The sequence below is a fragment of the Limnohabitans sp. JirII-31 genome (assembly GCF_002778315.1).
Classification (GTDB): domain Bacteria; phylum Pseudomonadota; class Gammaproteobacteria; order Burkholderiales; family Burkholderiaceae_C; genus Limnohabitans.
On sequence record NZ_NESA01000006.1, the window covers coordinates 16,707 to 30,823 of the forward strand.

At 56.6% G+C, this 14,117-nt stretch carries 15 protein-coding genes; 6 read left to right on the forward strand and 9 right to left on the reverse strand.

All coding sequences use genetic code 11. The features are described 5' to 3' along the window. Positions 1-115 precede the first annotated feature (115 nt). The 3 genes from B9Z41_RS08900 to B9Z41_RS08910 all read right to left on the reverse strand — a co-directional run bounded on the left by B9Z41_RS08900 (position 116) and on the right by B9Z41_RS08910 (position 2,597). Positions 116-1,228 carry an NAD(P)/FAD-dependent oxidoreductase gene (locus B9Z41_RS08900; RefSeq protein ID WP_100146885.1) on the reverse strand — a complete coding sequence of 371 codons (1,113 nt, stop codon included), beginning with the start codon at positions 1,226-1,228 and terminating at the stop codon, positions 116-118. 85 nt (positions 1,229-1,313) lie between these two features. Next, positions 1,314-1,859, reverse strand: a complete 546-nt coding sequence (phaP, locus tag B9Z41_RS08905; RefSeq protein ID WP_100146716.1) for a TIGR01841 family phasin — start codon at positions 1,857-1,859, stop codon at positions 1,314-1,316. A gap of 186 nt (positions 1,860-2,045) precedes the next feature. Further along, positions 2,046-2,597: a phospholipase D family protein gene (locus B9Z41_RS08910; RefSeq protein ID WP_158236162.1), complete on the reverse strand. Its 552-nt coding sequence runs from the start codon at positions 2,595-2,597 to the stop codon at positions 2,046-2,048. Between the two features lie 216 nt (positions 2,598-2,813). Between B9Z41_RS08910 and B9Z41_RS08915 the strand changes: the two genes are divergently transcribed. Both B9Z41_RS08915 and B9Z41_RS08920 read left to right on the forward strand, forming a co-directional pair. Further along, a complete protein-coding gene (locus tag B9Z41_RS08915) occupies positions 2,814-3,962 on the forward strand; it encodes an MFS transporter (RefSeq protein WP_255408414.1) in 1,149 nt (382 codons plus the stop codon). Next, positions 3,905-4,900 (forward strand): 3'-5' exonuclease, encoded by a 996-nt coding sequence (locus tag B9Z41_RS08920; protein ID WP_255408412.1) that lies wholly within the window; start codon positions 3,905-3,907, stop codon positions 4,898-4,900. The genes B9Z41_RS08915 and B9Z41_RS08920 overlap by 58 nt, the downstream gene beginning before the upstream one ends. A gap of 1 nt (position 4,901) precedes the next feature. On the opposite strand, the gene B9Z41_RS08925 is transcribed toward B9Z41_RS08920, so the two are convergent. The 4 genes from B9Z41_RS08925 to B9Z41_RS08940 form a co-directional block, all read right to left on the reverse strand. After that, positions 4,902-5,252, reverse strand: a complete 351-nt coding sequence (locus B9Z41_RS08925; RefSeq protein ID WP_143474177.1) for a hypothetical protein — start codon at positions 5,250-5,252, stop codon at positions 4,902-4,904. A 108-nt stretch (positions 5,253-5,360) separates the two neighbouring features. Further along, positions 5,361-5,741, reverse strand: coding sequence for an MAPEG family protein (locus B9Z41_RS08930; RefSeq protein ID WP_100146721.1), 381 nt, complete (start codon positions 5,739-5,741; stop codon positions 5,361-5,363). Further along, on the reverse strand, positions 5,738-6,127 hold the full coding sequence (locus B9Z41_RS08935; RefSeq protein WP_143474178.1) for a hypothetical protein: 390 nt from the start codon (positions 6,125-6,127) through the stop codon (positions 5,738-5,740). The genes B9Z41_RS08930 and B9Z41_RS08935 overlap by 4 nt, the downstream gene beginning before the upstream one ends. A 99-nt stretch (positions 6,128-6,226) precedes the next feature. Next, on the reverse strand, positions 6,227-7,537 hold the full coding sequence (locus B9Z41_RS08940) for an amidase (RefSeq protein ID WP_233202606.1): 1,311 nt from the start codon (positions 7,535-7,537) through the stop codon (positions 6,227-6,229). Positions 7,538-7,604: 67 nt separating this feature from the next. Here B9Z41_RS08940 and B9Z41_RS08945 point away from each other — a divergent pair, with 67 nt between their 5' ends. Then, on the forward strand, positions 7,605-8,003 hold the full coding sequence (locus tag B9Z41_RS08945; RefSeq protein WP_100146724.1) for a thiol-disulfide oxidoreductase DCC family protein: 399 nt from the start codon (positions 7,605-7,607) through the stop codon (positions 8,001-8,003). An 82-nt stretch (positions 8,004-8,085) separates the two neighbouring features. Then, positions 8,086-8,343, forward strand: coding sequence for a hypothetical protein (locus B9Z41_RS08950; RefSeq protein ID WP_100146725.1), 258 nt, complete (start codon positions 8,086-8,088; stop codon positions 8,341-8,343). A 57-nt stretch (positions 8,344-8,400) separates the two neighbouring features. On the opposite strand, the gene parC is transcribed toward B9Z41_RS08950, so the two are convergent. Further along, the gene (gene parC, locus B9Z41_RS08955; protein WP_100146726.1) at positions 8,401-10,752 is read right to left on the reverse strand and encodes a DNA topoisomerase IV subunit A; all 2,352 of its coding nucleotides are present in this window, start codon (positions 10,750-10,752) and stop codon (positions 8,401-8,403) included. After that, positions 10,749-12,728 carry a DNA topoisomerase IV subunit B gene (locus B9Z41_RS08960; protein ID WP_100146727.1) on the reverse strand — a complete coding sequence of 660 codons (1,980 nt, stop codon included), beginning with the start codon at positions 12,726-12,728 and terminating at the stop codon, positions 10,749-10,751. The genes parC and B9Z41_RS08960 overlap by 4 nt, the downstream gene beginning before the upstream one ends. Before the next feature lie 37 nt (positions 12,729-12,765). On the opposite strand from B9Z41_RS08960, the gene B9Z41_RS08965 reads away from it, so the two are divergent. Both B9Z41_RS08965 and B9Z41_RS17290 read left to right on the forward strand, forming a co-directional pair. Continuing rightward, positions 12,766-13,989 carry an MFS transporter gene (locus tag B9Z41_RS08965; RefSeq protein ID WP_100146728.1) on the forward strand — a complete coding sequence of 408 codons (1,224 nt, stop codon included), beginning with the start codon at positions 12,766-12,768 and terminating at the stop codon, positions 13,987-13,989. Then, the gene (locus B9Z41_RS17290) at positions 13,989-14,117 is read left to right on the forward strand and encodes a hypothetical protein (protein ID WP_255408413.1); all 129 of its coding nucleotides are present in this window, start codon (positions 13,989-13,991) and stop codon (positions 14,115-14,117) included. The genes B9Z41_RS08965 and B9Z41_RS17290 overlap by 1 nt, the downstream gene beginning before the upstream one ends.

Below are 14,117 nucleotides of genomic sequence, written 5' to 3' on the forward strand. Positions count from 1 at the left end.
GGCTTGGAGCAGGCAACAGATACGTTGTGTCTGTTGAGCAGCCCCACAGAAGAGAGACCCCCACTGACGTCAGCAAGAAACGACGGTTCATCATCTCCATGGTCTGCGTCACGTGTTACCCACCCAATGTGTGTACAACTGCTGTGCCGATGGCCAACGAGCTGGTCAAACCTGGAGACTCAATACCAAACAGATTGACCAAGCCAGGGATACCGTGTACCTGAGGACCTTGGATGCAAAAGTCGGCCGCAGCGTCATGCGGTCCAGAAATCTTGGGTCTAATTCCCGCATAGCCCGCCTGCAAGGCCCCATCAGCCAAAGCGGGCCAATACTTGCGGACCTCTTGGTAAAAAGCCTGCTCGTGCTCAGCAGAGACAACCAAGTCATCGGGCGAGTCCACCCACTGCACGTCGGGACCAAACTTGGCTTGCCCTCCTAAATCGAGCGTGAGATGAACGCCCAAACCCGCGGCTTGTGGCACCGGGTAGATCAAGCGTGAAAACGGCGATTTGCCAGACAGGGTGAAGTAATTGCCCTTGGCGAAAAACGCTTGGGGCACATGGCCGGGAGCAAGTCCTTCAAACTTGGCAGCCAACCAAGGTGCTGTCAATCCAGCGGCATTGACCACGGTTTGGGCCATCAACTCAGTGCCATCGACCATGCGCACCACGATGCCTTCAGGCGTACAGACGGCACCCGCGACCGGGGAGTTCAATGCCACCAAGCCACCTGCATTTTCAAAATCACCTTGCAGGCTGAGCATCAACCCATGACTGTCCACAATGCCCGTGCTCGGCGAATGTACCGCCGCAACACAGGCCAGGGCAGGCTCCATCGTTTGAGCCTCAGCAGCATTTAACAACCGCAAGTCAGTCACTCCGTTGGCCTGGGCTTTGGCCATGATGGCATGCAGCGTCGGCACTTGGTCGGGGTGGGTCGCGACAATCAACTTGCCACAGCGTTGGTGGGCAATGCAGCGCTCAAGCGAATAGGCATAGAGCATGTCGCGCCCCTGCACGCACAACTGGGCCTTGAGAGAGCCTTGAGGGTAATAAATGCCAGCGTGAATCACCTCACTGTTGCGCGAACTGGTGCCGGTTCCAATCGCATCAGCGGCTTCAAGCACCATCCATTCACGACTCGACTCTGGCGCAGCTTGTATCAAAGCCCGTGCCACAGCCAATCCCACCACGCCCGCACCAATCACCAACCCATCAACTTTGTCCAAATTGCACTCCAAGAAAGTATGGCTATTTGACCAAAAAAAACGGCACCCGAAGGTGCCGTTTCAAAGCCTTGGAAGACTTGAACAATCAACGCTTTTTAGCAGCCGTCTTGCCAGCATTCAGGGCTGTAGAAGCCATGTTTTTGTAGTTGGCTTCAGCCACATCGGTGGCTTGCTTGACAGCCTTTTGCACCGACTCCAGAGCATTGTTGCCAGCCGACACAGCCGTTTTGAAAGCAGCCACAGCAGCCTCAGAACCCGCAGGTGCATTTTGGGTGGCGGTTTCAATCATGGAGGCGAAAGCTTTTTGCGCTTCAGCCATTTTTTCTTCAACCGCGCTGCTGAGGTGCGAACCAGTACCGGTTGCAATTTCATAGAGGTGACGGTTGTAAGACACCGCTTTTTCAGCCAAAGGCTGGAACAAGCTGGCTTGCAGAGCCAACAGCTCTTGGGCGTCTTTCACGCTCAAAACCGATTGGGCTTGTTGTTGTGAGTCTGCCAAGGTGGACTTGGCAGCCGCCAAGTTCAGCTCAATCAATTGCTCTAGGCCAGAAAACGCCTTGTTGGTCAGGCCCACCAAGGTTTCCAAATTGGCTTTGTTGGCGGCGATCACTTGTTCAGGGGTCAGGGTCATGTCAATTCTCCAAAAAATGAAAAGGTCTGAATAACTGCTCTGAATCTGCCCCGTGGGCTTGCATCATGTTGCAGTGCAGCATGGATTGAATTCTAGGGATAAAAACAGAAACGACAAGTATTTTGAGCCTTTAAACGTGCGTTTTAGAGCTGGCAGACTAAATCCCTCTACCCATCACATCCTGGTTCATTCCACACTGTGTGCCCAATGGGTCTGCCATTGCGCCTTGTACTGGTTGGCCACCTCTGGCGACCTGAGGATCAAAAAGTTTTCTGCATTGCGTGTCTCCGCAGAGTTGGTGAAATTGAAACTACCTGTGATGACGACAGACTCATCAATCACCATCACCTTGTTATGCGCAATCGCATGCTTGCCATCTTCGCGCATCGACACATGCCCTTGGTTGAGCAAATCAATCACATACCGGTTGGTGTGGTCACTTTTCAGATCTAACAGGACACGCACCACCACGCCTCGCGCATGTGCGCGCAACAAGGCCTGCGCGATGGCGTTGTGTGTGAAGCCATAAGCCTGCACCAACACCTCGCGCTCACTGGCGTCAATGGCTTTGACAATTGCGCCAGCAGCACCCGCTGGCGGTGTGAAGTAAACGCCCAACACCTCAGCCGTAGTGGGTGTGGCAGGACTCGCGTTGACATCGCCCCAGTGGTTGTGCTCCCGCATCAAGCTGAAAACTTGAAACAGAACCAACCCACACACGACAGCACCAACAGACAACTTCTTTCTCATACCGATGATGCTAAACGTCAATTGTTGAATTTTGTGTTTTTATTATTTATTCGATTAATTCAATAAATGACGCAGGTGACAGGCTGTGACGACCGAGTACAAACCCTCGTGTAAAGTAGCTGTGCTTTGAAGTCCAAACACCCCCCCCACCCTGCTTCGTACAGTCTCTCGCCAGCCACCCGCAAGGCGATTTTTCTGTTGTCATTGGCCACGTTTTCCAGCATGGCCATCCAACGTATTTGTGACCCGATGCTGCCCGAGCTATCACGGGTCTTCAACGCCCCCATAGGGGACGTTGCGCAAGTGGTTTCTATGTTCGCCATCACCTACGGCTTGATGCAATTGGTCTTTGGCCCCATTGGTGACCGTTGGGGCAAGTACAAGGTGGTGATGCTGGCCACCTTGGGTTGCAGCATCGGATGCGTTTTGTCTTCGCTTAGCGAAGGACTCGACTTTTTGGTGATGGCACGTGTTGGCACAGCGGTATCTGCTGCGGCCATCATTCCTTTGTCTATGGCTTGGGTGGGCGACCAAGTGCATTACGAACACCGCCAAGAAACCCTGGCACGCGTCGGCTTGGGCACCATGCTGGGCATCACCGCAGGGCAGTTATTTGGCGGTTTGCTGACCGACACACTGGGTTGGCGCTGGTCCTTTGGCATGATGGCCGTGTTGTTTTGTGCGGTGAGCGTCATGCTGTGGCGCCATGCCAAGCGCATCGAAGCACCCAGTGAGCCCTATGTACCGACCCACGGTTTTTTTGGACAACTCCTACAGGTGGCACGCGACCCATGGGCACGCACACTCTTGAGCATTGCGTTGCTTGAAGGCGCGTCTGTGTTTGGCATGTTGGCCGTCACCGCCTCGCACCTGCACAACACGCATCAAATTTCGCTCACTCTGGCCGGGGGCACAACCGCCTTGTTTGGCTTTGGCGGCATGCTCTACATGGCCACGGCGAAATACACCATCCGTCGCTTTGGGGAGATTGGCTTGGCACGCTATGGCGGTGGAACCCTGGGCCTGTCTTTCATGGTGATCGCATTCACCCCTTGGTGGCCATTGGCCATACCGGCTTGTTTCTTTGCAGGCTTTGGATTTGCCATGTTCCACAACACCATGCAAGCCAAGGCCACCCAAATGGTGCCAACAGCCAGGGGAACCAGCGTGACCCTGTTCGCGGGCGCTTTGTTTCTAGGTCAATCGCTTGGTGTGTTGGTACTGGCCAAACTCATGGCGTATGCACAATCTGCCCACGTCATGGCCTGGGATGCGTTGGGTGTGACAGCTCTGGCGTGGTACTTTGGCTATGCGCTGATCCATCGAAACGCCAGCCAAGCAGACCATGTCTAACCTTACTGACCCAAACAACACAGACCATGACCCAAGACTTTGAACAGTTGGCACAGCAACTGGAACAACACCCTGATTACCGCGTGCTGCGACGCTTGACGCCCACGCCAATGTTCAACACGCCGGTGCCCGGACAACGACTGTCCAAGGGCGTGGTGCTGGATACCGAAACCACAGGCTTTGATGCGCAAAACGACCGGGTGATTGAACTCGGAATGTTGGTGTTCGAGTTCGACCCGATCTCAGGCATGGTCTATCGGGTGCTGGACGTGTTCGACGAGTTGGAAGACCCGGGTTTTCCCATTCCACCTGCCACCACAGCCGTGCATCACATCACCGACGAGATGGTGCAAGGCCAACGTATTGACGACGCCCGTGTCGCATCTCTGATGCAAGGTGTGGAGGTCGTGATTGCGCATAACGCAGCGTTTGACCGCCCTTTTGTGGAGGCGCGCTGGCCCTTGTTTGAACAGCTGAACTGGGCATGCAGCATCAAAGACATCGATTGGCGCGAAGAAGGCTTCGGATCCGCCAAGCTGGAGTACTTGCTCAGCACCCAAGGATATTTTTACGAAGCTCACCGCGCTGAAGCAGATTGTTGGGCATTGCTGGCCTTATTGAGTCACATCCTGCCGCAAAGTCAACGCACAGCGCTGTTGGCCTTGCTAGAGACGCTCAACCAAGCACAGCAAAAGGTGTACGCCGTGGGCTCGCCCTTTGAGACCAAAGACATGCTCAAAGCCCGCAATTACCGCTGGTCGGCAGAGCTGCGGTGCTGGAGTCGTTTGGTGTCGGGTGACCAAGAACTACAAGAAGAGTTGTCTTGGCTCAAACGCAAGGTCTACGGCGAGCGCAGCGCTCGCGTGGAAGTGGAATCACTGGGCGGCAAGGTGCGTTACTCCAGCCGCCAAGGTGACAAAGAAGTGGTGACGATTTAAATCAGTAACTCACCACTTGCCAAGGCACGTTGCAGCTTGGCACATTGGGGTAGTACTGCTGAGCGGTACTACAGAAATAGGCCACCCGATTGGGGTACATCGGGGGCTGAGCCACCACCACAGGGGGCGTCACCACATAACGAGGTGTGCTGGCTGCGTAAATCACGCTACCAACCAAGGCCGCGCCCAGCACAGGGCCCACCCAATCATTGCGCCAGCCACCCCCTGGGTGTGCGTAGCCATAGCCGCCACCGCCATGACCACCTCCGTGCCAGCCGCCGCCATGCGCTTGGGCAGGCACCACCGCCACACAGGCCAAGACACAAAGCAAAAGAGTTGAAAGACGTTTCATGACAGGTCTCGCTTAAGAAAGGTTGCGATCAATGACCACCAGGTCACACCTACAACGCATGGTGAACGCAGGCGGATGACAAACGGGACGTAAAGTCAGTCCTTATCTTCAATACGCCAGTGCCGCCGCATAAAGACCTAGAGAACTTAGCAAACCGAGCAGCCAAAACAACGAACGCAAACTCGCTCGATCGGCCAAATAGCAAGCGATAAAGCCTACACGTGCACCCACAAACACGAGGGCACACGCATCAACACGTAGGCTGTCAGCATGCACCAGCGTCGCCAAGACCACGCCGACGGCGAACAACGGAAAGGCTTCAAAGCTGTTGCTTTGCGCGGCATTTGCGCGCGCACGAAAGCCAGTTTGCCGAGCCAGCCACTGGCGCGGATTGTGGTTATCAAACTCACGAAAACCCCACTTCGCCGCAATGGCGCAGACAAAGGGCAACAAACCAGCAATTAAGACACAGACAAAGGCAATATTCATTGCGGATTCACCACCAACCAAGGCGTGGGACAGGTTTGCACCACAGGAAAATACTGTGCCGAGTCACGGCAGTAATACGCCTCGACAGGTGCAGGAACGGGAGCGCCTTGCACCCAGGTCGTCGGCGGTGGTGGTGTTTGCACAATCACCGCAGGTGGGTTGGTGATGACCACGGTCGAGGGAGGTACCGGCGGATAAGGGCGCGAAAAGTACAACGTTGTACCCACCGCTGCACCAAACACCAATGGGGCAATCCAGGGGTCGTAACCCCAGCCGCCGTGTCGGTAGCCATAACCGCCACGTGGGCCATGCGCTTGTGCCAATGTCGCCGCTAACAGCAGCAACAAACCTATGGCACAACAGCGAGATGTGGAATGAATGCGCATGACCTTCTCCTTCGCAACAACAAGCTCCATTCTCTACGAGGCATTGAAAGTCAGCATATCTGGCATGTAAAGGTCTCACGCACAGGTGAAAGGCTGAACTCAAGCCAGCAGAGCCTCCAGCGCCAGCGCCACACATGCCAAGTGTGCATCGCAGCCGTGTACAGCCGACACCATCAGACCCACAGGCAAGGCATCTGGCGCCTGACAAGGCAAACTGAAAGCGCACCCATCCAAGTAATTGATGGCAGATGGATTGCGCAACAGTAAACGGTTCACTTTGAAAAACGCCTCATCGCTGGCCAGTAAAGGAGCGATCTCAGGTGCGCACATCGGTACGGTGGGACAGAGCATGGCATCAAAGCCTTTCAGCGTCTCTTGGGCTTGAGCCATCCAAGCACGGCGACGGTCCAGCAAACCGATGTACTCCCGCGCACTCACGTCACGCCCCAGGGTCATACGAGCCATCACACGTGGGTCAATGCGATCGGGCGCCCGGGCCAAACGGGCGTGATGGGCGGCATAACCCTCGACGGGTGAAAAGCCGCCAGGCATGCTGAGCGCTGCGATATCCCCCAAGCCTGAAAACGCGATGTCCACAACTTGTGCGCCTGCGGCTGAAATGCGCGAGAGCGCACGCTGAAATACCTCGGCCACCGCAGGCTCCAAGTCATCCAACAGCAGGGTGTGTGGCACCGCAAAGCGCAGATGCCTCAGGTCTGCAGGCTGTCTGGGTAACGGTTGCTGCGACAGCACCGCATCGACTTGCAGGCTATCGCGCACATGGTGCGCAATCACGCCCACGGTATCCAGTGAGCGCGACAACTCCATCACACCCGCCAAGGGAATGCGTGATTGCGACCCTTTGAACCCCACCAAGCCGCACAGCGCTGCGGGAATGCGAATGGAGCCACCGGTATCCGTCCCCAACGCTGCAAATGCCAGCCCCAAAGCGACCGACACAGCAGCACCTGAAGACGAACCACCGGGTATACGGGCCACCTCTGTGTCACAAGGGTTGCGCGGCGTGCCGTAGTGTGGGTTGATGCCCACCCCCGAAAACGCAAACTCACTCATATTGGTTTTGCCCACCAACACGGCACCCGCTTGGCGCAAACGCTGCACCACAGGGGCATCGTGGGTTGCGACAGGTTCGCCCTCACACACCAAAGTACCTGCCAAAGTGGTTTGACCGGCAACATCGATGTTGTCTTTGAGCGTGATGGGTAAGCCATGCAAAGCGCCAAGGGGTGCACCCGATGCGCGAACCGCATCGGCCGTACGTGCTTGTGTCAAGGCGCTTTGCGCATCAAGGCGGGTAAAGACATGCTCAGCCGCAGCACTTTGGGCCAAAGCCAAGATGTCTTGTATCCAGACCTCGCTGGTGGTGTGGTGGGTATACGGTGTGGTCACGTGCAAAAAACTCCTGTGCTAGCCTTGCGGCACCTCATTATTGTTTGCTTTTGCACCGTACCACTGCATGCCACACGTCCCTGAACTCACCTTGTATTACGACGGGCAATGTCCGTTGTGCCAAGCAGAAATTCACTTCCTGCAGTCACGCAACGGCGAAGGCAAGCTCGATTTTGTGGATGTGACCGAGGCCAACTTTGCGGCGAACGCCCACCATATTTCCTGTGAAGCCGCCATGGCGCAAATTCATGGGCGTCTGGCCAACGGCCAAGTGTTGGTGGGTGTACCGGTCTTCGCCCAGGCCTATCAGTTGGCGCGGCTACCTGTTTTGGCGTGGATACTTTCACGGCCTTGGCTACAGCCTGTGCTTGGACCTGCCTATGTGTTGTTCGCCAAACATCGTCACACCCTGTCAAAACGCTTCGGGCCGGCACTTTTACGATTTTCCAAGCGATTTTTCCGTTAATTCAGTCAGCTTTTTCGCCCAACAGCCAAAGTGGCTTGATAAATTTGCGAAAATAGCGTTTTTGTCACAGAGAACAAAAACGATGTCACGCCCAGAAAAAACAGAGATTTCCAACGACGGACTGCGCTACAAGTCAAAAAAGGGCGGTTCACCTTTTGAAGGCCTCGGCCGCACCGGCGACACCATGAGCTGCATCAAATGCGGCGTGCACAAGCCGCGCAACAACGGCTCGTTCAAGCGCATCTTGGGCTCGTCCATGTTTGTGTGCTTCGATTGCAGCCCACCCAAGAAAGAAGCAGACCCCGCAACACCTGGCGCGGCAACCAAAGTCAAGGCTTGATCCCTCGACTTCCACGAAAAAGCGGCTCAAAGAGCCGCTTTTTACTTTTACTGTGGGTTACTCGACCCGCACCACTGCATTTGGCTTGAAGCCCAAATCGGCCACTTTGCCTTTTTTGGCACGTGCAGCCTTGGCATTGTTCAAGCTGCGAATTTCCAGAATCTCTTCGCGCACCTTACCGCCTCGGCCAATGCCTTCGATGCGTACGCTGCGGGTGTACGCCGCTGCACCAGCCAAGTTGTCCTTGGCTTCTAGGTCAATCAGCATCAAGCCGCGACCGCCCTTTTCCATCAATTTGAGCTCCGACAGCTCAAAGGTCAGGAAGCGACCACCGGTTGAGGCGCACGCCACATGCGTAGCAGGTGCCACAGGCTGTGCGCCAGAGCCACCGCTGGCAGGAGACGGGCGACACACGGTTTCACCTTCGGCCACAGTGATAAAGGCTTTGCCACCTTTGTTGCGCGAAATCATGTGCTCAATGTTGGCCATAAAACCATAGCCTCCTGAGCTGCTGAGCAAATAAGTAGCGCCCGCAGGGCCGGCCACGTAATGCAGCAGTTGGGTGCCCGTCTCCAGATCCACCAAGGTGGTCACCGGTTGACCATCGCCACGCGCTCCCGGCAGCACTGAGACGGGGACCGAGTAAATACGGCCATTCGAGCCAAATGCGATGAAGGTGTCCACCGTGCGGCATTCGAACGTGCCATACAAACCATCCCCCGCCTTGAACGCAAAGCTGGCAGGGTCGTGGCCGTGGCCGGTACGCGCACGCACCCAGCCTTTTTCAGACACCACCACGGTCACTGGCTCATCAACGACCTTGATTTCAGCGACGGCTTTCTTTTCTTCTTGAATGAGGGTGCGACGTGGATCGGCAAACTGCTTGGCATCGGCTTCGATTTCTTTGACCATCAAACGGCGCAGGGCCACCGGGTTGCCCACGATGTCTTCGAGCTTGGCCTGTTCCTCGCGCAACTCTTTGAGTTCTTGCTCAATCTTGATCGCCTCAAGACGAGCCAGCTGGCGCAAGCGAATTTCCAAAATGTCTTCGGCTTGTCGCTCGCTGAGTTTGAAACGCTCCATCAAGGCCTGCTTGGGCTCGTCGCTCTGGCGGATGATGGCAATCACCTCGTCAATGTTGAGCAAGACCAGTTGACGACCTTCCAAGATGTGGACGCGGTCAAGCACTTTGTTCAAGCGATGCTGTGAGCGGCGCAGGATGGTGGTTTGGCGAAACTCAATCCATTCCGTGAGCATGTCGCGCAGCGACTTCTGCACCGGACGACCGTCCAGCCCCACCATGGTGAGGTTGATCGACGATGAGGTTTCCAGGCTGGTGTGCGCCAACAAGGTGGTGATGAGTTCTTGCTGCTCAACGGTGCGCGTCTTGGGCTCGAACACCAAGCGCACCGGGGCGTCTTTGCTCGACTCGTCACGCACCACATCCAACACCGCCAGCACGGTGGCTTTGAGTTGGGTTTGGTCGGCGCTGAGGGCTTTTTTGCCCGCTTTGACTTTGGGATTGGTCAGCTCTTCAATCTCTTCCAGCACACGCTGGCTGCTCACGCCCGGTGGCAACTCATTGACCACCAGCTGCCATTGACCACGGGCCAAGTCTTCGATGACCCAACGCGCACGTACCTTGAGCGAGCCGCGCCCGGTGCGGTAGGCGTCGGCGATATCGGATGCACTGCTGATGATTTGACCGCCGCCTGGGTAGTCGGGGGCAGGCAATATCTGCAACAGCTCTTCGTCGCTCAGCTTGGGGGATTTGATCAGGGCCACACAGGCATCGGCCACTTCACGCAGGTTGTGGCTTGGAATTTCGGTGGCCATGCCCACGGCAATACCGCTCGCGCCATTGAGCAAGTTAAAAGGCAGGCGCGCGGGCAACTGCTTAGGCTCTTCAGTCGAGCCGTCGTAGTTGGGCTGAAAGTCCACCGTGCCTTCGTCAATCTCGTCCAGCAGCAGCGTGGTGATTTTGGCCAAACGAGCTTCGGTGTAGCGCATGGCGGCAGCGCCGTCGCCATCGCGTGAGCCAAAGTTGCCTTGCCCGTCAATCAGCGGGTAGCGTTGTGCAAAGTCTTGCGCCATACGCACCAGTGCTTCATACGCTGCGCTGTCGCCGTGCGGGTGGTAACGGCCCAGCACATCACCCACCACACGCGCGCACTTGACGGGCTTGGCACCGGTGTTGTTGTTGGGGCCACTGAAGCCCAGGCCCATGCGGGACATGGAATACAAAATGCGGCGCTGCACGGGCTTTTGGCCGTCGCACACATCCGGTAAAGCACGGCCTTTGACCACGCTCAGGGCGTACTCAAGGTAAGCACGTTGGGCGTAGTGGCCCAGTGCAATGTCGCCCTCGCTGTCAGCAGCGGGCAGGTCTGGGGTCAACAAATCGGTCATACGTCAATCTCAATCGAATCGCCATGCAGTTCCATCAGCTCGCGGCGGGCGGCAGCTTCGCCTTTGCCCATGAGTTGGGTGATCAAACCTTCGGTCTGCAAAAAGTCCAGCACGCCCAGTTGCACTGGCATCAAACGGCGGGTGTCTGGGTTGAGGGTGGTGTCCCACAGTTGCTCGGCGCTCATTTCGCCCAAGCCCTTGAAGCGGCTGATGCTCCAGGAACCTTCGCGCACGCCGTCTTTGCGCAGCTTGTCCAAAATGGCGGTGAGCTCACCTTCGTCCAAGGCATACACCTTAGAGGCTGGTTTTTTACCTCGCGCGGGCGCATCGACGCGGAACAAGGGGGGGCGCGCCACGTACACATGGCCTGCTTCAATGAGCTTAGGGAAATGACGAAAGAACAGGGTGAGCAGCAGCACTTGAATGTGCGAGCCATCCACATCTGCATCGCTCAAGATGCACACCTTGCCGTAGCGCAAGCCGCTCATATCGGGGCTGTCGTTGGGGCCGTGTGGGTCGACCCCGATGGCTACCGAAATGTCGTGAATTTCGTTGTTGGCAAACAAGCGGTCACGCTCGACCTCCCAGGTGTTGAGCACTTTGCCGCGCAGCGGCAGGATGGCTTGGTTTTCTTTGTTGCGACCCATCTTGGCGCTGCCGCCGGCAGAGTCACCCTCGACCAAAAACACCTCGTTGTGGGCGATGTCTTTGCTTTCGCAGTCGGTCAGCTTGCCAGGCAGCACGGCCACGCCTGAGCCTTTGCGTTTTTCAACTTTTTGCCCCGCCTTTTGGCGGCTTTGCGCCGCTTTGATAGCCAGCTCCGCGAGCTTTTTGCCGTACTCCACGTGCTGGTTGAGCCACAACTCCATGGTGGGACGCACATAGCTCGACACCAAGCGCACCGCATCGCGTGAGTTGAGGCGCTCTTTGATTTGGCCCTGGAACTGCGGGTCCAAGACTTTGGCGCTCAGGACATAGCTGGCACGGGCAAACACGTCTTCAGGCAACAACTTCACGCCTTTGGGCAGCAAGGCATGCAACTCAATGAAGCTCTTGACCGCCGTGAACAAACCATCGCGCAAACCGCTGTCATGCGTGCCGCCCGCGCTGGTGGGAATCAGGTTCACGTAGCTCTCGCGTACAGGCTGGCCATCTTCGGTGAAAGCCACCGCCCAAGCAGCGCCCTCGCCTTCTGCAAAGCTGTCGTGGTTGCTGTCGGCGTAGCCATCGCCCTCGAACATGGGGATCACCAACTCACCGTTGAGCGACTGCATCAGATAGTCGCGCAAGCCACCTTTGTAGAGCCAGTTTTGGGTTTCTTTGCTTTTTTCGTTGGCCAGTGTCACGCTAACACCTGGCATCAACACGGCCTTGCTGCGCAGCAGATGAACCAACTCGTTCATCGGCAGCGCCGAGGATTCAAAGTATTTGGCGTCGGGCCACACGCGCACCGAGGTACCCCATTTGCGATCCCCGGCTGCTTGGGGGCGCAGGGTCAAGGCTTCAATCACGTCGCCCGCAGAAAACACCAAGCGGGCCACTTGGCCTTCGCGGTACGACGTGACTTCCATGCGCTTGGCCAGTGCATTGGTCACGCTCACACCCACGCCGTGCAAGCCACCTGAAAAGCTGTAAGCGCCACCCTGCCCTTTGTCAAACTTGCCACCCGCGTGCAGCCGGGTAAAAACCAGCTCAATGACTGGCGCTTTTTCCTCGGGGTGCATGCCAAAGGGAATGCCGCGACCATCGTCATCGATCGTCACCGAACCGTCGGCGTGCAAGGTCACGCCAATTTTCTTGCCGTGCCCAGCCAGCGCCTCGTCAGCAGCGTTGTCCAGCACTTCTTGGATGATGTGCAGCGGGTTGTCGGTGCGGGTGTACATGCCCGGACGCTGCTTGACGGGTTCGAGTCCTTTGAGAACGCGAATTGAACCTTCGGAGTACTGGGGCGGTGTAGTGGGTTGCTTGGTAGCCATGGGCGGGCATTGTAGGTTTTAGTTAAAGTCGCTCTTTATGACTCATTCATCTACCAAAACCCTGCCCATGTGGCAGGTGCTGATTTGCGGCGCAGCCATCGTGACCCTGTCCATGGGCGTACGCCATGGCTTTGGCTTGTGGTTGCAACCCATCACCCAGGCCCAAGACTGGACGCGTGAAAACTTTGCGTTCGCCATTGCCATCCAAAACCTCACCTGGGGCTTTGCGGGCATCTTCTCAGGCATGTTGGCCGATCGCTTTGGCGCGTTTCGCGTCATCGTGGTGTGTTCGGTGCTGTATGCGCTGGGTTTGGTCGGCATGGCCTACTCTGACACACCGGCCTTGTTCACGGCTTCAGCCGGTGTGTTGATTGGCATTGCCCAAGCCGGCACCACGTACGCGGTGATTTACGGCGTGATTGGCCGCAATGTGAGCGCTGAAAAACGCTCTTGGGCCATGGGGGTTGCGGCAGCGGCGGGCTCGTTTGGTCAGTTTTTGATGGTCCCCACCGAAGGCTTTTTGATCCAAACCTTTGGCTGGCAGCAGGCCTTGGTGATGCTGAGTTTGGCCGCCATCATGGTCATTCCGCTGGCATTTGGTCTGCGCGAACCTGGTTTTGCGGGCGGAGCAGCCCCCAAACGCGACCAAACCATCCTGCACGCCTTGCGCGAAGCGTTTGCTTACCCGAGCTTTCAACTGCTGATGGCGGGTTATTTCGTTTGCGGCTTCCAAGTAGTTTTCATTGGTGTGCACATGCCCAGTTACCTGAAAGACAAGGGCTTGTCACCTGAAGTCGCCAGCATGGCGCTGGCACTGATTGGCTTGTTCAACGTGTTTGGCACCTACATCGCAGGCTCTCTGGGGCAGCGTTTGGCCAAACGCAAAATTTTGTCATTCATTTACTTTTCACGAGCCATTGCCATCAGCTTGTTTTTGTTGGCCCCGCTCACGCCGATGAGTGTGTATGTCTTTGCGGCGGCCATGGGCTTGCTGTGGCTCTCAACCGTGCCACCGACCAACGCCGTGGTGGCGCAAATTTTTGGCGTGGCCCACTTGTCCATGTTGAGTGGTTTTGTCTTTTTCAGTCACCAGATCGGCAGCTTCATGGGGGTTTGGCTGGGCGGCTACCTGTATGACAAGACGGGGAGCTACGACATTGTTTGGTACATCTCCATTGCGCTTGGGGTGTTTGCCGCGCTGATCAATTTGCCTGTGCGTGAAAACGCCATTGCGCGCGGGCACAAGGTGGCTGCTGCGTGATGAAGCCTTGGCTGCGTCAATTGCTGCTTGCAGTGGCATGTGCCCTGGTATTGCTGACCGTTTTGTCTTTGTACTTGCGCCCGGGTTTTGTGATGAACATGGCCAACCAAGTGTGGGGATGCTTTTGA

Bases quoted from the DNA above. Each gene is read 5' to 3' on its own strand.
- parC (WP_100146726.1), bottom strand. From the start codon at position 10,752: ATGACCGATTTGTTGACCCCAGACCTGCCCGCTGCTGACAGCGAGGGC.
- B9Z41_RS08930 (WP_100146721.1), bottom strand. From the start codon at position 5,741: ATGAATATTGCCTTTGTCTGTGTCTTAATTGCTGGTTTGTTGCCCTTT.
- B9Z41_RS08945 (WP_100146724.1), top strand. From the start codon at position 7,605: ATGCCACACGTCCCTGAACTCACCTTGTATTACGACGGGCAATGTCCG.
- B9Z41_RS17290 (WP_255408413.1), top strand. From the start codon at position 13,989: ATGAAGCCTTGGCTGCGTCAATTGCTGCTTGCAGTGGCATGTGCCCTG.
- B9Z41_RS08935 (WP_143474178.1), bottom strand. From the start codon at position 6,127: ATGCGCATTCATTCCACATCTCGCTGTTGTGCCATAGGTTTGTTGCTG.
- B9Z41_RS08965 (WP_100146728.1), top strand. From the start codon at position 12,766: ATGACTCATTCATCTACCAAAACCCTGCCCATGTGGCAGGTGCTGATT.
- B9Z41_RS08960 (WP_100146727.1), bottom strand. From the start codon at position 12,728: ATGGCTACCAAGCAACCCACTACACCGCCCCAGTACTCCGAAGGTTCA.
- B9Z41_RS08925 (WP_143474177.1), bottom strand. From the start codon at position 5,252: ATGAAACGTCTTTCAACTCTTTTGCTTTGTGTCTTGGCCTGTGTGGCG.
- phaP (WP_100146716.1), bottom strand. From the start codon at position 1,859: ATGACCCTGACCCCTGAACAAGTGATCGCCGCCAACAAAGCCAATTTG.
- B9Z41_RS08950 (WP_100146725.1), top strand. From the start codon at position 8,086: ATGTCACGCCCAGAAAAAACAGAGATTTCCAACGACGGACTGCGCTAC.